The organism is Rhizobium sp. P43 (genome assembly GCF_056730705.1).
On the sequence record NZ_CM161539.1, the window covers coordinates 3,993,807 to 4,011,394 of the forward strand.

The 17,588-nt window shown below is 61.8% G+C and carries 19 protein-coding genes; 14 read left to right on the plus strand and 5 right to left on the minus strand.

Annotation, left to right across the window (positions count from 1 at the left end):
* Nucleotides 1-9: 9 nt before the first annotated feature.
* From AC1PUL_RS19800 to hemC, 4 genes are all read right to left on the minus strand, one after another.
* Nucleotides 10-1,656, minus strand: coding sequence for a heme biosynthesis HemY N-terminal domain-containing protein (locus AC1PUL_RS19800; protein WP_480465721.1), 1,647 nt, complete (start codon nucleotides 1,654-1,656; stop codon nucleotides 10-12).
* Nucleotides 1,657-1,659: 3 nt separating this feature from the next.
* The gene (locus AC1PUL_RS19805) at nucleotides 1,660-2,850 is read right to left on the minus strand and encodes a COG4223 family protein (protein ID WP_480465722.1); all 1,191 of its coding nucleotides are present in this window, start codon (nucleotides 2,848-2,850) and stop codon (nucleotides 1,660-1,662) included.
* A 90-nt stretch (nucleotides 2,851-2,940) separates the two neighbouring features.
* On the minus strand, nucleotides 2,941-3,660 hold the full coding sequence (locus AC1PUL_RS19810) for a uroporphyrinogen-III synthase (RefSeq protein ID WP_480465723.1): 720 nt from the start codon (nucleotides 3,658-3,660) through the stop codon (nucleotides 2,941-2,943).
* A 4-nt stretch (nucleotides 3,661-3,664) separates the two neighbouring features.
* A complete protein-coding gene (gene hemC / locus AC1PUL_RS19815) occupies nucleotides 3,665-4,594 on the minus strand; it encodes a hydroxymethylbilane synthase (RefSeq protein ID WP_480465724.1) in 930 nt (309 codons plus the stop codon).
* 73 nt (nucleotides 4,595-4,667) lie between these two features.
* Here hemC and tsaD point away from each other — a divergent pair, with 73 nt between their 5' ends.
* The 5 genes from tsaD to AC1PUL_RS19840 are packed head-to-tail and all read left to right on the plus strand — an operon-like array spanning nucleotide 4,668 to nucleotide 8,153.
* Nucleotides 4,668-5,762 (plus strand): tRNA (adenosine(37)-N6)-threonylcarbamoyltransferase complex transferase subunit TsaD, encoded by a 1,095-nt coding sequence (gene tsaD, locus AC1PUL_RS19820; RefSeq protein WP_480465725.1) that lies wholly within the window; start codon nucleotides 4,668-4,670, stop codon nucleotides 5,760-5,762.
* On the plus strand, nucleotides 5,759-6,748 hold the full coding sequence (locus tag AC1PUL_RS19825) for an NAD(P)H-dependent glycerol-3-phosphate dehydrogenase (protein ID WP_480465726.1): 990 nt from the start codon (nucleotides 5,759-5,761) through the stop codon (nucleotides 6,746-6,748). The genes tsaD and AC1PUL_RS19825 overlap by 4 nt, the downstream gene beginning before the upstream one ends.
* Nucleotides 6,749-6,770: 22 nt before the next feature.
* The gene (locus AC1PUL_RS19830) at nucleotides 6,771-7,064 is read left to right on the plus strand and encodes a YciI-like protein (protein WP_480465727.1); all 294 of its coding nucleotides are present in this window, start codon (nucleotides 6,771-6,773) and stop codon (nucleotides 7,062-7,064) included.
* Between the two features lie 5 nt (nucleotides 7,065-7,069).
* Nucleotides 7,070-7,501: an EVE domain-containing protein gene (locus tag AC1PUL_RS19835; protein WP_480465728.1), complete on the plus strand. Its 432-nt coding sequence runs from the start codon at nucleotides 7,070-7,072 to the stop codon at nucleotides 7,499-7,501.
* 7 nt (nucleotides 7,502-7,508) lie between these two features.
* The gene (locus tag AC1PUL_RS19840) at nucleotides 7,509-8,153 is read left to right on the plus strand and encodes a class I SAM-dependent methyltransferase (RefSeq protein WP_298460828.1); all 645 of its coding nucleotides are present in this window, start codon (nucleotides 7,509-7,511) and stop codon (nucleotides 8,151-8,153) included.
* On the opposite strand, the gene AC1PUL_RS19845 is transcribed toward AC1PUL_RS19840, so the two are convergent.
* The gene (locus AC1PUL_RS19845; RefSeq protein WP_480465729.1) at nucleotides 8,150-8,509 is read right to left on the minus strand and encodes a hypothetical protein; all 360 of its coding nucleotides are present in this window, start codon (nucleotides 8,507-8,509) and stop codon (nucleotides 8,150-8,152) included. The genes AC1PUL_RS19840 and AC1PUL_RS19845 overlap by 4 nt on opposite strands.
* Before the next feature lie 288 nt (nucleotides 8,510-8,797).
* On the opposite strand from AC1PUL_RS19845, the gene sdhC reads away from it, so the two are divergent.
* The 9 genes from sdhC (at nucleotide 8,798) to sucD (ending at nucleotide 17,460) form a co-directional block, all read left to right on the plus strand.
* A complete protein-coding gene (sdhC, locus tag AC1PUL_RS19850) occupies nucleotides 8,798-9,193 on the plus strand; it encodes a succinate dehydrogenase, cytochrome b556 subunit (RefSeq protein WP_480465730.1) in 396 nt (131 codons plus the stop codon).
* A gap of 11 nt (nucleotides 9,194-9,204) precedes the next feature.
* The gene (gene sdhD / locus AC1PUL_RS19855) at nucleotides 9,205-9,585 is read left to right on the plus strand and encodes a succinate dehydrogenase, hydrophobic membrane anchor protein (RefSeq protein WP_162548967.1); all 381 of its coding nucleotides are present in this window, start codon (nucleotides 9,205-9,207) and stop codon (nucleotides 9,583-9,585) included.
* A gap of 6 nt (nucleotides 9,586-9,591) precedes the next feature.
* The gene (sdhA, locus tag AC1PUL_RS19860) at nucleotides 9,592-11,436 is read left to right on the plus strand and encodes a succinate dehydrogenase flavoprotein subunit (RefSeq protein WP_480465731.1); all 1,845 of its coding nucleotides are present in this window, start codon (nucleotides 9,592-9,594) and stop codon (nucleotides 11,434-11,436) included.
* 15 nt (nucleotides 11,437-11,451) lie between these two features.
* Nucleotides 11,452-12,231 carry a succinate dehydrogenase iron-sulfur subunit gene (locus tag AC1PUL_RS19865; protein WP_298460820.1) on the plus strand — a complete coding sequence of 260 codons (780 nt, stop codon included), beginning with the start codon at nucleotides 11,452-11,454 and terminating at the stop codon, nucleotides 12,229-12,231.
* 183 nt (nucleotides 12,232-12,414) lie between these two features.
* Nucleotides 12,415-12,942: a protease inhibitor Inh/omp19 family protein gene (locus AC1PUL_RS19870; protein WP_480465732.1), complete on the plus strand. Its 528-nt coding sequence runs from the start codon at nucleotides 12,415-12,417 to the stop codon at nucleotides 12,940-12,942.
* A gap of 60 nt (nucleotides 12,943-13,002) precedes the next feature.
* Entirely contained in the window at nucleotides 13,003-14,178 is a 1,176-nt protein-coding gene (gene zapE / locus AC1PUL_RS19875) for a cell division protein ZapE (RefSeq protein ID WP_480465733.1), read from the plus strand.
* 160 nt (nucleotides 14,179-14,338) lie between these two features.
* A complete protein-coding gene (gene mdh / locus AC1PUL_RS19880; RefSeq protein ID WP_298460813.1) occupies nucleotides 14,339-15,301 on the plus strand; it encodes a malate dehydrogenase in 963 nt (320 codons plus the stop codon).
* A 45-nt stretch (nucleotides 15,302-15,346) separates the two neighbouring features.
* On the plus strand, nucleotides 15,347-16,540 hold the full coding sequence (gene sucC, locus AC1PUL_RS19885; protein ID WP_138287210.1) for an ADP-forming succinate--CoA ligase subunit beta: 1,194 nt from the start codon (nucleotides 15,347-15,349) through the stop codon (nucleotides 16,538-16,540).
* A gap of 17 nt (nucleotides 16,541-16,557) precedes the next feature.
* Entirely contained in the window at nucleotides 16,558-17,460 is a 903-nt protein-coding gene (gene sucD, locus AC1PUL_RS19890) for a succinate--CoA ligase subunit alpha (protein WP_113379200.1), read from the plus strand.
* Nucleotides 17,461-17,588: the final 128 nt, after the last annotated feature.

A 17,588-nucleotide genomic window follows, 5' to 3' on the forward strand; every position in this document is an offset into this window, starting at 1 on the left:
AGGGCTCCGTCAGAAGAGTTTCAGGCGTGTCTTGGGTTCGGGTGCTGTGAGCGTCGGATCCTTGACACCGGGGTCATCCGGAGGGCGCCCGAAGAAGGGTTCCACGACGACCGCCTCCTTTGTCGGTAGGCCCTCTTTGGATGCCTCGGATGAGGGTGTTTCCGCCTTTGCAGTGTTGGCCGGATTGTTGGTAGGCGCGTCTGCGTCGATCACCAGCCCTTGGGCTTCCACCGGCTTCGGGGATGGCTTTTCGACCGCAGACTTCGGCTGTGCCGGCGCATCGGCTTTCAAGACCGGCGGCAGGGAAGCGAGTGCCTTTTCGCCGTCTGACACGCTGCCTTCCTCGATCGGTCCGGCGAGTTGGTCGAAGGGCGTTTTCCACTCAAAGGCGTCGAGACGGCCGGTGACCGGCGAGATCGGCATCCAGCGCTCGGAGACATGGCCGTCGGCCACCCAGGCGGGATCGCGCGGGGCTTTCAGTGCCTGGCCCATCCAGTGGCGGATGCGGCCCTGATCGCCGGTTTCGGCTTCCTCGATATCGGCAAGCAGCAGATAGACGCGCTCACGCGAGGCGATGCGGGCTGCCGCTTCGGCCTTGGCGCGGGCCTTCTTGAAGTCCTGCGCATCGAGTGCGGCTTCCGCGACCGCAAGCAGGGATTCGTAGTTGTTCGGCTTCAGGGCTTCCAGCTTTTCGGCCTTCTTCAGGCGGTCCACCGCGCTGTCGCCGCTTCGGGCTCTCACATAGGCGCGGGCGAGTTCCGGATGCGGTTCGATTTTCCAGACCTGTTCGAGCGTGCTCGATGCCTTGCGCAGATTGTCTTCGCGCATGTAGGCCTTGGCGGCGACGATCGCGGCCGGGACCAGATCCTTGGCCAGCTTCAGCGCCTTCAGGGCGCTGTCGCGAGCACCGGCCGGATCGGCTTCCAGCTGGTCTTCGGCCTTGGCCGTCAGCAGCACCGCCTTCAAGCGCTCTGCCTCGTGGCGCTCCAGCACATGGGCGATCTTCTGCTGGTCGAGCAGGCGGATCGCATCGTCCCAGTGTCCTGCGCGGCAGCGATATTCGAGCGTCGCCTTGGCGGCCCAGGGCAGGTACGGGGCCGCTTCAGCGGCCTGCTCGGCATATTGCCGGGCGGCCTCATGGGCACCCAGACGGTTTGCCTCGACATAGAGACCGCGCAGGCCTAGCTCACGGGTTTCGGGATCCTCCGACATTTCCTGGAACAGCCGGCGCGCTTCATCATAGCGCCCTTCGATCAGCGCTGCCTGGGCGTCGAGGACGCGGATCAGGGGCTCCTGGTCGGCGCGGATGAGACTGCGAGCCCGGGCGCTCATGCGCCTTGCGAGAAGGGCGTTGCCGGCGCCGGCGGCGATCAGACCGGTCGAGAGCGCCTGATACCCACGATCGCGCTTGCGGGCGCGGAAGAAGCGGCGGACCGAGTGGGGAGATGTCCAGAGGGCACGCAGCATCCACCACAACAGCATGATCACGGCGACGAGCGCGACGAGGGCGGTCACGGCGACCATCAGGCCCGTCTGGTATTGCTGTCCCTCCCAGACCAGCGAGATCTCGCCCGGGCGTTCGGCGATCCAGGAAAAGCCGAATGCCAGCGCCAGGATGAGGCCAAAGAAAAAGAGGATCTTGAGGATCGTGGTCATGCATCAGCCTCCGTTGCCAGCGACAGTCTGAGACAGGGCAGCAGATACGCTGTCTTCTGCCTCAATTCTGCTCTTCAGTCTGGTCGCGAAATCGGAGGATGCCTGCTTGCCCATCTCGGGCAGAGTTTCCCATTCGAGTGACGCACCCTTCAGGTCGCCATTTTGCAGTTTGTTTTCGATCCGGGCGACGATGGCTTCCGGTGTCTCGCCTTCGACATTGCCGACAGGCCGCACCTTCACCAGCGAGCGGGCGCTTGCCAGCAGGCGATCGGTCCAGCCTTCGCCTGTGGCAGGTTGATTGATGGCCGCCAGAATATCCTCTGCAACCTGGTTGAAGCCGCGCGCGAGATCGGAGCGGGAGGGCACACCGGCGCTTGCGAGCGGGGTCAGCGTTGCGATGGCCGGGTCTTCGGGCGAAACGCTTTTCAGGGCATCGAGTTCGGACAGGAAAGGGCCACCGCGATCAATTGCCGTTTTCAGGCCGGCAAGGGCTATCGCGCGCGCCATTTCTACATCGCTGCGAGGTTCTTCCAGCTTGCGTTCGGCTTCCGTCAGACGTGTCGCGCTTTGGTCGAGGGCCTGCTTGTTGCTGGCGATTTCGGCGCGCAGCGATTCGATTGCCTGCTCGGCGGCGACAAGCTGTGTTTTCAGAGCTTCTACGGCTGCAGCGTCAGCGGCCGGTGTAGATCCGGCATTCGCGACGCTGGTCTCCAGGGCCGCAATGCGCTCGGCAAGAGCAGGATCGGTTGCGGGGGTTGCGGGCTGGGCCGCAAGCCGGGCGACCTCGGCCTTCAGGGCGTCGAGTTCTGCCGTGTCGATTGCAGGGGCCTCGACCGTCTGTTCCGGTCCAAGGCCCGGCACGATGCCTGCATATTGCATGCTGCCGGCAAGCGCGAGGGCCACGAGCCCGCCGAAAATGCCAGAGGCGACCAGTGTCGAGGTCGGGGGCGATTGGCGCACCGGCTCTCGTGCTGGCGGTGTCTCTGATTTCGGCGTGGTATCGACGCTCGCGTCTTTCTCGTCGGCCGGCGTGCTTGCGGCGGAGGTCTCGGATGCCGGTGTCCAGGGATCAACTGGCGTGTCGGTCTCGGGATTCGCGCCATCCTTCGTGGCGGCGGTTTCCTCGGCGGTCAGGTCGATCGTCACCGGCTCATCGGTGGCTTTCGATCGACGGGGTGGCTTTCCGGAAACCATGGCAACCTCTTCATTTCGCGCGTGTGGCTAAACCTAGTCAGTCCTCGTGGCGAAGGAAAGGCCTGAGGTTCCATTTCACGCGGCACTGCATCAAAGCAGAAGAAGGAGCAGATCCTCGCGAGGTTCCATCGGCCAGTGGGCTCGCGGTTGAATTTCTGCGGGAAGCGCCTTCGCGATCTTCTCGCTAAGGCACAGGAACCGCACCTCGGACCAATCGAGGGATTCCTGGGTACCTTCGAAGATCTCGCCTATCCGCAGCGCCGTCTCCGAGGAATAGGCCAGAATGGCATCCGGCATCGGTGTCAGCGCTCGCGTCAGTTCGGCATCGTCATGAGCAGCCGGGATCATCTGGTAGCACTCCCGAACATCCACGATGCGACCAGCGTCGGCCAGGGTCGTTTCGAACTCCGGCGAGCGCGGTGTGCCGGTCAGGTAAAGGATCGGCGCACCCGGATTTTGGTCGGTTTTCGCAATGAGCAGCCGTGCGAGGGAACGGCCATCGCCATCGGCAACCGAAACTTCCTGGAAACCTGCCTCTCTTGCGGCGCGGGCCGTGGCGCGGCCGACGGCAAAGAGGGGCAGGGCGATGAAGGGGTGTCGCGCGTCGTTTGGCAGGCTCGCCAGCACGCGCATGGCTTCGGCGCTGGTCACGGCTATGGCGGCTATGCCGTGTGAGGGAGACGAAGCGAGGACTTCCGGCTGCTGGACAGCCTGCATCAGCGGCAGCAGGACCGGCTCATGGCCACGACGCCCAAGTTCGGCGGCGGTTCTGGCCGACGCCGGTTCAGGGCGCGTCACCAGAACGCGCATGGCCTCAGCTCCAGCTGTCGAAGAAGTCGCTGCCGGCCTTGGCTCGAACCGTACCGCCGGCGCGTGCACCAAGCATGGCCCCTTCCGTCCGGCTGCCCTCGATCTCGACATCGTGCCAGCGGCTGCCATCGGGCGTCAGTATCATGCCGGCAAAGCGGATTGCGTCTCCATCGACCGTCGCATGGCCAGCAATCGGCGTGCGACAGGAGCCATCGAGCGCGCCGAGGAAGGCCCGTTCGCAGCTCACTGCATCGAAGGTGTCGCGGTCATTGATGGCGTCGAGCAGGTCGTTGACCCTGGTGTCGCCGATGCGGCTCTCGATACAGATCGCCCCCTGCGCCGGTGCCGGGGGAAAGTCGGCGGGGTCGAGCAGTTCGGTCGGAACATCAGGCTTGCCGAGACGCCGGAGCCCTGCATAGGCGAGGAGGGTCGCGTCGACTTCGCCGTCGGCGAGCTTGCGCAGGCGCGTGTCCACGAGGCCGCGAAAGGTGACGACATTGATGTCGGGACGGATGCGACGGATGAGTGCCTGGCGCCGCAGCGAGGAGGAGCCGACGGTTGCTCCCTCCGGGAGTTCCTTCAGGGTCGGGGCCGTGCGGCCAACTACGGCGTCGCGGACATCCTCGCGTGGCAGGTAGGCGGAGAGGAAAAGCCCTTCCGGCAGCTTCGTCGGCATGTCCTTGGAGGAATGCACGGCGAAATCGAGATCGCCCGACAGCAGCTGTTCTTCCAGTTCCTCAGTGAACAGCCCCTTGCCGCCGATCTCCGACAAGGCGCGGTCGGTGATCCGGTCGCCCTTGGTGGAAAGCACCACGATTTCGAACATGTCCTCCGGCAGGCCATGTGCCTCCATCAGGCGGCGGCGGGTCTCGTAAGCCTGGGCCAGAGCGAGCGGGCTGCCGCGCGTGCCGATGCGGAAAGGTTTTGTTTGCATCCGAACTTGTCCGTTGTTACCGACAGATTTCGTAGACCGGTTTCTCGGCGACCGCAATCAATGAACAGGTTCCATGACATCCAAACTGCGCATCCTCGGCATCGAAACCAGCTGTGACGAGACGGCGGCGGCTGTCGTCACACGGCTTGCGGATGGCTCGGCTGTCACCGAGGCTGATGTCGTGTTGAGCCAGCTCGACGAACACAGCGCCTATGGCGGCGTGGTGCCCGAGATCGCGGCACGCGCCCATGTGGATGCGTTGGACACGCTGATCGAGGAAGCGCTGACCCGGGCAGGCATCACGCTTGCCGAGGTGGATGCCATCGCCGCCACGTCCGGCCCCGGCCTGATTGGCGGCCTTCTCGTTGGGTTGATGACCGGCAAGGCGATTGCGCGCGCAACGGGCAAGCCGCTTTATGCCGTCAACCATCTTGAGGGTCATGCGCTGACGGCGCGGCTGACGGATGGTGTTGCCTTTCCCTATTTGATGCTGCTCGTCTCCGGCGGTCACACGCAGCTCGTCCTGGTCAAGGGCGTCGGCGACTACGAGCGCTGGGGCACGACGATCGACGATGCGCTGGGCGAAGCCTTCGACAAGACCGCGAAGCTTCTTGGTCTTCCCTATCCGGGTGGTCCCGCTGTCGAACGGGCAGCCGCCAAGGGGGATCCGAAGCGGTTTGCCTTTCCGCGCCCGTTGGTTGGCGAGGCGCGTCTCGACTTTTCGTTTTCGGGACTGAAGACTGCCGTGCGCCAAGCGGCAGAAGGAATTGCACCGGTGACGGAGCAGGACATCGCCGACATCTGCGCTTCCTTCCAGCATGCCATCTCGCGCACGCTGAAGGATCGCATCGGCCGTGGTCTGCAGCGGTTCAAGGAAACCTTTCCCGAGGTCACCGAGCCTGCGCTGGTCGTGGCTGGTGGTGTCGCGGCCAATAAAGAGGTGCGCCAGACACTCGATACGCTCTGCGCCGAGCATCGCTTCCGTTTCGTTGCGCCGCCGCATCATCTGTGCACCGACAATGCCGTGATGATTGCCTGGGCAGGTCTTGAACGCATGGCGCTCGGCATGCCCTCGGATGATCTGGCTGTTGCACCCCGGTCGCGCTGGCCGCTGGATCAGGATGCCAAGGCCTTGCTCGCTTACGGCAAGCGCGGAGCCAAGGCATGAGCGGGATGCAGCGTATCGCCGTGATCGGCGCGGGTGCTTTCGGTACCGCACTTGCCGCCGTGATCGCCCAGACCGGGAAGGCGGAGGTGGTTCTGATTGGCCGCGATGCCTCGGTGATGGCGGATCTTGCCGCCAGTCGCATGCATGAGGCAGCACTCCCCGGGATCCGTCTGCCCGAAACGCTCACCTTTTCGTCCACGCCGAAGGATCTCGTCGGCGCTGACATCGTGCTCTTTGCCATGCCGTCCCAGGCGCAGATCGCGGCGGCGGAAACCTATGGGCCGCATCTGAAGCCGGGAGCGCCCGTCGTCATCTGCGCCAAGGGAATCGAGAAGCAGACCTCGCGTCTTCTGACGGATGTGCTTGAAAGCGCCCTGCCGGGCCATCCGATCGCCATGCTGTCGGGTCCCGGCTTTGCGGCGGATATCGCCAAGGGTCTGCCGACCGCGATGGCGATCGCTGCGGAAAATCTTGTTCTGGCCGAGCGGCTGGCCAAGGCGATTTCAGGCCAGACCTTTCGGCTTTATGCGTCCGACGATCGGATCGGTGTGCAGCTTGGCGGTGCCTTGAAGAACGTGCTCGCCATTGCCTGCGGCATCGTCGAGGGCATGGGTCTCGGCGATTCGGCACGTGCCGCGCTCATCGCCCGTGGCCTTGCGGAAATGTCGCGGCTTGTCGATGCCATGGGTGGACGCGGAGATACCGTGCGGGGTTTGTCGGGTCTTGGCGACCTCGTTCTGACCGCGACCAGCCACCAGTCCCGCAATCTCCGTTTCGGCATTGCGCTCGGCAAGGGCGAGCCGATCGGCACGCAGCAGGGATCGCTGGTCGAAGGCGCCTTTGCCGCTGCCGTTGCTGCAAGACTGGCCGAAGGCTACGCGATCGAAATGCCGATCACAGAGGCCGTTGCCGCGATCATCGACGGCCGGCTGGACATCCCGACCGCGATCACCCAACTGATGTCACGCCCGATCACCACCGAATAAGAGATCCCCTAGGAGAGACAAGATGCTGTTTGCTGTCATCTGCGCCGACAAGCCAGGCCACCTGAACCTTCGGATGGAAACGCGTCCGCCGCATGTCGAGTGGCTGAACGGGCTGAATGCTGCCGGCCAGCTGAAGATCGCCGGTCCTTTCCTCGACGCCGATGGCAAGCCCTGCGGTTCCATGCTGATCATCGCGGCCGACGACATCGAGGCTGCCAAGGCACTTGCCGCGCAGGACCCTTACGCCAAGGCCGGCCTGTTCGAGAGCGTCGAGATCAAGCCCTATAACTGGGTCTTCAACAATCCGGAGGCGTGAACGGCATGGCATTCTGGCTCTACAAGTCCGAACCCTTCAAGTGGTCCTGGGAAATGCAGAAGGCCAAGGGCGACGTTGGTGAAGAATGGACCGGCGTGCGCAATTATCTCGCCCGCAACAACATGCGGGCGATGAAGATCGGCGACAAGGGCTTCTTTTATCACTCGAACGAGGGGCTGGAAGTCGTCGGAATCGTCGAGGTCTGCGCGCTCTCACATCCGGATTCGACTGCCGAAGGCGATGCCCGCTGGGACTGCGTCGATATCCGTGCCGTTTGTGACATGCCGAAGCCTGTGAGCCTGAAGGACATCAAGGCGAATGAAAAGCTCGCCAAGATGTCGCTGGTCACGTCGATGCGGCTTTCCGTCCAGCCGGTGACCGAAGATGAATACTTCGAGGTCTGCCGCATGGGCGGCCTCGACAAGCCGCCCGTCTGATCCGCCCGTGAAAACAGACCCTGATCGTTTCATCCTCGAAAACACCAGCGTGCTCTCACCGCCGCATGTGCCGGAGATCCGGCTGCATCTCGCAAGCGAGGTGCATGATCTCTGGCTGAAGACCGAGGAGGATCTGGAAGCGATCGGTCTGCCACCGCCGTTTTGGGCCTTCGCCTGGGCGGGCGGGCAGGGGCTGGCGCGTTACATCCTCGATCATCCGGAAACGGTAAGGGGAAAACGTGTTCTCGATTTTGCCAGCGGCTCGGGGATGGTGGCGATTGCTGCTGCCATGTCGGGGGCGCAAGCGGTGCTCGCCGCCGACATCGATCCGTGGGCGAAATGTGCGGTGCGGCTGAATGCCGCTCTCAATGGCGTGAGCATCGATTTCACCAGCGACGACCTCATCGGCCGATCCGTCGATGTCGACGTTATCCTTGCCGGTGACGTCTTCTATGAGAGCGATTTCGCCAAGGCACTGGTTGCCTGGTTCAGCGCAACCGCGAAGGAAGGCTGCCTCGTCCTGGTCGGCGATCCCGGCCGAAGCTATCGCCCGACTGAGCACCTGGAACCGCTCGCGACCTATCAGGTTCCGGTCACACGGGTGCTGGAAGATAGCGAAGTGAAGAAGACGACGGTCTGGAAATTCCTCTAGTTCTTCGGCCGGATAACGCAGACGCCGGCTTCGAAGGAGCAGGCTTCTTCCGGATTTTCTGCTGAAATTTCAATGATCTTTGCCTTGGGGGCGCGATGGACGATGACCTTGGGCTGCGTGTTGCGATCGATTGCGAAGAAGACGCCGCTGCCCTTGATGCGCACGCCGGAGATGCTGCCGGCGAAGGTTCCGATGCCGGGGATGACGGACGGCAGACCATTGCTGCCGATCACTGCTTCGCCACGACCTGTGTGATGGCCATGGTGCCCGTCGTGGCGTTCGCCTGCGACGGCGAGGGTGGTGACAGAACTGAGTACAATCGTCGCGGCCGTTACAATGGAACCATACTTTAGCATGCGGCAGCCTCCGAAACGCGGTTAACAAATCATTAACGCAGCATGCCCCATCCGGTTGCTAAAGTCATCCAGTTCCACGATTTTTTCGTATTGCATCGTGTCGTTTCGCGTGACGCTAAAGGTCTGTTCACGCGAATCGATTAAATTGAAATCGTCAAGCGAATGTGCTTGTCGTCCGGGGTTTCGAGGATTAAACGTCCCCGTGATGCAATGCACTGCAAACGTTATGACGCATTGCGAAATGGATGTCCGAACTGTCGGACCGCATCGAGACGCCGCGAGGTTTAGATGGCGAATGTGACAAAAAACCGGCCCCTGTCGCCGCACCTGCAAATCTACAAGCCAATTCCCACCATGGTCATGTCGATCCTGCACCGTATCACGGGAGCAGCACTTTATTTCGGCACGGTCCTGGTCGCCTGGTGGCTGGTTGCAGCTTCGACGGGTGCCGAATACTTCGAATGGGTCAACTGGTTCATGGGCACCTTCATCGGCCGCCTGATCCTGTTCGGCTATACCTGGGCGCTGATCCACCACATGCTCGGCGGTCTGCGCCACCTGATGTGGGATGTCGGCTACGGCTTCGAGAAGCACTTCTCGACCAAGCTCGCCAAGGCCAACATCGTCGCATCCGTCGTCCTGACGATCCTCGTCTGGGTCGTCGCCTATATCATTCGCACCTGAGGCACCATTCCATGGATATGCGCACTCCGCTCGGCAAGGTCCGCGGTCTCGGCTCGGCCAAGGAAGGCACCGAGCATTTCTGGCGCCAGCGCGTCACCGCGGTCGCAAACATTCCGCTCATTCTGTTCTTCGTCGGCTTCCTGGTGATGTACAACGGCGCGCCTTACGCTGAAGTGGTTGGCGCATTGTCGCACCCGCTCGTCGCTGTTGTCATGGGTCTGGTCGTGCTTTCGGCCCTGATCCATATGAAGCTCGGCATGCAGGTGATCATCGAGGACTATGTCCATGCCGAGATCGCCAAGCTGCTTCTTCTGATGCTGAACACGTTCTTCGCGATCCTGATCGGTGGTCTCTGTCTTTTCGCCATCTTGAAGATCGCATTCGTAGGGTAAATCAACATGGCAACCATTCATAACTTCGCCCAGACCGGCAAAGCCTATACCTATGTTGACCATTCCTACGACGTCGTGGTCGTCGGCGCTGGTGGCGCCGGTCTGCGCGCGACGCTCGGCATGGCCGAACAGGGCTTCAAGACGGCTTGCATCACCAAGGTCTTTCCGACCCGTTCGCACACCGTTGCGGCCCAGGGCGGTATCGCCGCCTCGCTGAACAACATGACGCCCGACTGCTGGCAGTGGCACCTCTACGACACCGTCAAGGGTTCCGACTGGCTCGGCGATGTCGATGCCATGCAGTATCTCGCCATGGAAGCGCCGAAGGCGGTCTATGAGCTCGAGCACTACGGCGTTCCCTTCTCGCGTAACGAAGAAGGCAAGATCTACCAGCGCCCGTTCGGCGGTCACATGCAGAACTATGGCGAAGGCCCGCCGGTCCAGCGCACCTGCGCTGCTGCCGACCGTACCGGTCACGCCATCCTGCACACGCTGTACGGCCAGTCGCTGCGCAACAATGCGGAATTCTTCATCGAGTATTTCGCGCTCGACCTGATCATGTCCGATGATGGCAGCCGTTGCACCGGCGTCGTGGCCTGGAACCTTGACGACGGCACAATCCATCGCTTCTCGGCAAAGATGGTCGTGCTGGCGACCGGCGGCTACGGCCGTGCCTATTTCTCGGCAACGTCTGCCCATACCTGCACCGGTGACGGTGGCGGTATGATCGCCCGTGCGGGCCTGCCGCTGCAGGACATGGAATTCGTCCAGTTCCACCCGACCGGCATCTACGGCGCCGGCTGTCTGATCACCGAAGGTGCGCGCGGCGAAGGCGGTTATCTCGTCAACTCCGAAGGCGAGCGCTTCATGGAGCGCTATGCGCCGTCTGCCAAGGACCTCGCCTCGCGTGACGTTGTCTCGCGCTGCATGACGATGGAAATCCGTGAAGGCCGCGGCGTCGGCAAGAACAAGGATCACATCTTCCTGCATCTCGACCACCTCGATCCGGCCGTCCTGCACGAGCGCCTTCCCGGCATCTCGGAATCGGCGAAGATCTTTGCCGGTGTCGACGTGACCCGCGAGCCGATCCCGGTTCTGCCGACCGTTCACTACAACATGGGCGGCATTCCGACCAATTACTGGGGCGAAGTGCTGAATGCGGATAGCAGCAACCCGGAACGCATCATCCCGGGTCTGATGGCCGTCGGCGAAGCCGGTTGCGCCTCGGTTCACGGGGCAAACCGTCTCGGCTCCAACTCGCTGATCGACCTTGTGGTCTTCGGTCGCGCAGCCGCGATCCGGGCTGCCGAGGTCATCAACAAGGCCGAGCCGATCCCGCATCTGAATGTCGCTTCCTGCGACAAGATCATGGACCGCTTCGACAAGACGCGTCACGCTTCGGGCCAGACCCCGACTGCCGTGCTGCGCGACAAGATGCAGCGCGCCATGCAGGAAGACGCGGCCGTCTTCCGTACGCAGGAATCGCTCGAAAGCGGCTGCCGCCGCCTGGATGCGATCTGGAAGGAACTGCCGGATATCAAGGTCACCGACCGCTCGATGATCTGGAACTCCGACCTCGTCGAAACACTCGAGCTGCACAACCTGATGGCCAATGCGATCACCACGGTCTATGGCGCCGAGGCCCGCAAGGAAAGCCGCGGGGCGCATGCCCGCGAAGACTTCAAGGACGGTCCGATGGGCGGTCGCGACGATGCCAACTGGCGCAAGCACACGCTTGCCTGGGTATCGGAAGCGGGCGAGGTCAAGCTCGACTACCGCCCAGTTCACACCGAGCTCATCGCCGACGGGATCGATCCGAAGAAGATCGAGCCCAAGGCTCGCGTCTACTGATTTGAGGAACTCATCATGGTAGAACTCGCTCTCCCCAAGAATTCCCAGATCACCGAAGGCAAGGTCTGGCCGAAGCCGGCAGGCGCCAAGAACGTCCGCGAATACCGGATCTATCGCTGGAATCCGGATGATGGTGCCAATCCGCGGATCGACACCTATTACATCGATGTCGACGACTGCGGCCCGATGGTTCTCGATGGTCTTCTCTACATCAAGAACAACATCGACCCGACGCTCACGCTGCGCCGTTCCTGTCGCGAAGGCATCTGCGGTTCCTGCGCGATGAATATCGACGGCACGAATACGCTGGCCTGCACCAAGGGCATGGACGAAATCAACGGCACGGTGAAGGTCTACCCGCTGCCGCATATGCCGGTCGTGAAGGACCTGGTGCCTGATCTCACCAACTTCTACGCTCAGCATCGTTCGATCGAGCCATGGCTGAAGACGGTGTCGCCGACGCCGGCGAAGGAGTGGAAGCAGAGCCATGAAGATCGTCAGAAGCTCGACGGTCTCTACGAGTGCATTCTCTGCGCCTGCTGCTCGACGTCCTGTCCGAGCTACTGGTGGAATGGCGACCGTTACCTCGGTCCGGCCGTCCTCCTGCAGGCCTATCGCTGGCTGATCGACTCGAGAGATGAAGCAACCGGTGAACGCCTCGACAATCTCGAAGATCCGTTCCGGCTCTATCGCTGCCACACGATCATGAACTGCGCCCAGGCCTGCCCGAAAGGCCTGAACCCGGCCAAGGCGATTGCCGAGATCAAGAAGATGATGGTCGAGCGTCGCGCCTGATCTGCATTGTCAAAAGAATGAGAGGCCGCCCGGGAACTGTTTCGGGCGGCCTTAATTTATCCATATAGTGCCGGCTATCGATCCCACGCGATATGGAACTTGATTAACCATATTCACGTAACATATTTAAAACCCAGTTGTACGGCAGGTTGCGACGCAGGTCGCGAGAGCGGGAGTATAATGATGAAATTCAGCCATGCAGTTACCGGAGCAGCCATTCTTCTGGCGCTCGCGGGGTGCCAGCGTACATCCTACAGCAACATGAATGCCGCCAACAGCGCCCTTCCGCCGCTGCAGGCCCAGCCGGTTCCGTCGGTGCAATCGGGCCAACTTCCGCCTCCGGGCGTTACCGATCCATCGCAGTTTCCAGCTGCGCCGACGAACCCCACGGTCGCTGCCGTCGGGACCCCCGTGGCGCCGACCACTGCGCTTGACGTGACCAAGGAATCCATGGTCGGCAACTGGCGCGTCCAGAGCGCCGGCACGAGTTGCGACATGTTCCTGACGCTGACCAATCTCGGTAGCGGCTCGCGCGGCGGTACCCGTGGCTGTGCCGGCGAACTGACTACCATGGGCTCATGGGAAGTGTCCGGCAAGCAGGTCCTTCTGAAGGATCGTAACGGCAACACCATTGGTAGTCTCTACAAGACCGCCGATGCGCGCTTCGACGGCAGCACCGCTTCCGGTCAGCCGGTCAGCCTCAGCCGCTGATTATTCTCTCATCCCTGCGGTGGCCCCTTCCGGGCCACCCTCCCGGCGGGACATCCTTCCATGCAGCCAGTTCCTGATTACGGCTTGAGCGTCGTCGAGCAGTTGCGCGCGATGACGGAGGCGGGGACGCTTCAGGCAGACCGTTATCAGCTCGATGTCGCCGAAAAACTCGACCGCATCCTGACCGAATTGAAGGCGCGGCGACCGGCCGCCAAGAAGAGTGCGCTCGGCTGGATGTTCGCCCGGACGCGCAAACCGGAGAACCCGATCAAGGGACTCTACGTCCATGGCAGTGTCGGCCGCGGCAAAACGATGCTCATGGACCTGTTCTTCAAACTGGCCCCTATCGAAAAGAAGCGTCGCGCGCATTTCCATGAGTTCATGGCGGATGTGCATGCCCGCATTCACGCCCACCGGCAAAAGCTGAAGGCTGGCGAGACCAAGCAGGCCGATCCCGTGCCGCCTGTCGCTGCAGCACTTCGCGAAGAGGCGCAGCTCCTCTGCTTCGATGAATTCACGGTCACCGATATCGCCGATGCCATGATCCTCGCGCGGCTGTTCACGGAGCTTTTCGCCCGTGGCTGTATCCTGGTCGCAACGTCCAACGTTGAGCCTGACAACCTCTATCGGGACGGCCTCAATCGTGGGCTCTTCCTGCCCTTCATCGATCTCCTGAAGGCCAATGTCCAGGTTTCAACACTGGACTCGCCGACCGATTACCGGCTGGAGAAGATGGAAAGCCTGCCGGTCTATATCGCGCCGCTCGACGATGCCCCGAAGATGATGGACATCGCCTGGAAGCGGGTGACGGAGGGGGTGCCCGAGGCTTCGGTATCCATCCAGATGAAGGGCCGGACAATCGAGATCCCTCAGGCGGCTGGCCGTGCCGCGCGCTTCAGTTTCCAGGATCTCTGCGAGCGCCCGCTCGGCGCTTCCGATTATCTGGCCATCGCCAAACGCTTCGATGTCGTGTTTGTCGAGAACATTCCGCATCTGGGGCCGGAGAAGCGCAATGAGACGAAGCGCTTCATCATCCTCATCGATGCGCTTTACGATGCCAGCGTCCGGCTGTTCGCGTCTGCTGTCGCCATGCCCGAGGCTCTGCTCACGGAGAAAAAGGGCACCGAGGGCTTCGAATTCGATCGAACAGTGTCGCGTTTGTTCGAGATGCGCAGTGCAGATTATCTCGAGCTGCATCAGGCAAAACGACAGAATCGTGACGGATCGGTGACATAATATTTGACGTTTACGTAAGAATTTTATGTTCTAACCGATTGAATTTGATACACAGAAAATTATCGTTTGCGATTTAAACCCTTTGGAGCTATGCGGTTTGTCCTCAAGGGCAGGCTAAAACTGTCTCGGCCTTGGTCGCGGATCCAAAAGGAAGTCTACAATGGCGCGCAAAAAGATCGCTCTTATCGGTTCTGGAATGATTGGTGGAACGCTGGCGCATCTCGCCAGTCTGAAGGAACTGGGCGATATCGTCCTGTTCGACATTGCTGACGGCATCCCGCAGGGCAAGGGTCTCGACATTGCCCAGTCGGGTCCGGTCGAAGGCTTCAATGCCAAGCTCTCCGGTGCGAGCGACTATGCTGCCATCGAAGGTGCTGACGTCTGCATCGTCACCGCCGGCGTTGCCCGCAAGCCGGGCATGAGCCGCGACGATCTGCTCGGCATCAACCTCAAGGTCATGGAACAGGTCGGCGCCGGCATCAAGAAGTATGCCCCGAACGCCTTCGTCATCTGCATCACCAACCCGCTCGACGCGATGGTCTGGGCTCTGCAGAAGTTCTCGGGCCTTCCGACCAACAAGGTCGTCGGCATGGCTGGCGTTCTCGACTCGGCTCGCTTCCGCCACTTCCTGTCGGCTGAATTCAATGTCTCGGTCGAAGACGTCACCGCCTTCGTTCTCGGCGGCCACGGCGACACGATGGTTCCGCTCGCCCGTTACTCCACGATCGCCGGCATCCCGTTGACCGACCTCGTCAAGATGGGCTGGGTCACCAAGGAACGCCTCGAAGAAATCATCCAGCGCACCCGCGACGGCGGTGCCGAAATCGTCGGCCTGCTGAAGACCGGTTCGGCTTACTACGCACCCGCTGCCTCCGCCATCGAGATGGCCGAATCCTTCCTCAAGGACAAGAAGCGCGTTCTGCCCTGCGCCGCCTACCTTACCGGCCAGTATGGCGTGAAGGACATGTATGTCGGCGTTCCGGTCATCATCGGTGAAGGCGGCGTCGAGCGCATCATCGAAATCGACCTGAACAAGGCCGAGGAAGAAGCCTTCCAGAAGTCTGTCGGCGCCGTTGCCGGCCTCTGCGAAGCCTGCATCAACATCGCCCCGGCTCTCAAGTAATTGCCATAGCCCTCCCATCGGGCGGCCCAGAACAGGGACACGACAATGAACATTCATGAATACCAGGCCAAGGCTCTTCTGAAGAGCTTTGGTGCACCGGTCGCCGAAGGTGTGGCGATCTTCTCCGCAGAAGAAGCCGAAGCCGCTGCAAAGCAGCTGCCGGGCCCGCTCTACGTCGTCAAGAGCCAGATCCATGCTGGTGGTCGCGGCAAGGGCAAGTTCAAGGAACTGCCGCCGGAAGCCAAGGGCGGTGTGCGCCTCGCCTTCTCGATCGACGAAGCCAAGGCACATGCCAAGGAAATGTTCGGCAACACGCTGGTGACCGCCCAGACCGGCGACGCCGGCAAGCAGGTCAACCGTCTCTACATCGAAGACGGCGCCGACATTGCTCGCGAACTCTATTGCTCGCTGCTCGTCGACCGCTCGGTCGGTCAGGTTGCCTTCGTCGTTTCGACCGAAGGTGGCATGGACATCGAAGCCGTTGCGCATGACACGCCCGAGAAGATCCACACCATCGCGATCAACCCGGAAACCGGCGTGACCGCTGCCGACGTTGCCAAGATCTCGGCTGCGCTGGAACTTTCCGGTGCTGCTGCAGAAGACGCCAAGTCGCTCTTCCCGATCCTCTACAAGGCCTTCTCCGAAAAGGACATGGCACTGCTCGAGATCAACCCGCTGATCGTCATGAAGAACGACCATCTGCGCGTTCTCGACGCCAAGGTCTCGTTCGACGGCAACGCTCTGTTCCGCCACGACGACGTTCGCGCGCTGCGCGACGAAACGGAAGAAGACTCGAAGGAAATCGAAGCTTCGAAGTGGGACCTCGCCTATGTCGCTCTCGACGGCAATATCGGCTGCATGGTCAATGGTGCCGGTCTCGCCATGGCGACGATGGACATCATCAAGCTCTACGGCAAGGAGCCGGCAAACTTCTGCGACGTCGGCGGTGGCGCTGGCAAGGAGAAGGTCGCGGCTGCCTTCAAGATCATCACGGCTGACCCGAAGGTCGAGGGCATCCTCGTCAACATCTTCGGCGGCATCATGAAGTGCGACGTCATCGCGGAAGGCGTGATCGCCGCCGTGAAGGAAGTCGGCCTGAAGGTTCCGCTCGTCGTGCGCCTCGAAGGCACCAATGTCGAACTTGGCAAGAAGCTCCTGAACGAATCCGGCCTCGCGATCACCGCAGCCGACGATCTGGACGACGCTGCCAAGAAGATCGTCGCGGCGATCAACGGCTAATCTGAGGAACCTATTCGATGTCCATTCTTGTAAACAAGAACACCAAGGTCCTCGTTCAGGGCCTGACCGGCAAGACCGGCACATTCCACACCGAACAGGCGCTGGCTTACTACGGCACGCAGATGGTCGGCGGCATCCATCCGAAGAAGGGTGGCGAAAACTGGACCGGCTCCAAGGGTGAAACCCTGCCGATCTTCGCGACCGTTGCCGAAGCCAAGGAAAAGACCGGTGCAGACGCATCCGTGATCTACGTTCCGCCGGCAGGTGCAGCCGATGCCATCATCGAGGCGATCGACGCCGAGATCCCGTTCATCACCTGCATCACCGAGGGTATCCCGGTCATGGACATGGTGCGGGTCAAGGCCAAGCTCGACAAGTCGAAGTCGCGTCTGCTGGGCCCGAACTGCCCGGGCATCCTGACGCCGGAAGAGTGCAAGATCGGCATCATGCCGGGCTCGATCTTCCGCAAGGGTTCGGTCGGTATCGTCTCGCGCTCGGGAACCCTGACCTATGAAGCTGTGTTCCAGACTTCGAACGAAGGTCTCGGCCAGACGACCGCCGTCGGTATCGGTGGCGACCCGGTCAAGGGTACCGAATTCATCGACGTGCTCGAGATGTTCCTGGCCGATCCGGCCACCACCTCGATCATCATGATCGGCGAAATCGGCGGCTCGGCTGAAGAAGATGCAGCCCAGTTCCTCATCGACGAAGCCAAGAAGGGCCGCAAGAAGCCGATGGCCGGCTTCATCGCGGGCCGTACGGCTCCGAAGGGCCGCACCATGGGCCATGCCGGTGCTGTTGTTTCCGGTGGCAAGGGCGATGCCGAATCGAAGATCGCTGCCATGGAAGCGGCCGGCATCAAGGTTTCGCCTTCGCCGGCACGTCTGGGCAAGACCCTGGTCGAAGTCCTCAAGGGCTGAGACCTGACGAAAATCAAGCCAGGCGAAGGGTTGGTCAGGTAACCCTCCGCCTGGACTTTGCATATCTGAGGCGATCCGCTGTTGGAAGCGATCGCGAGCGGCAGGCCGGGCATCCGGCCATCAATTCT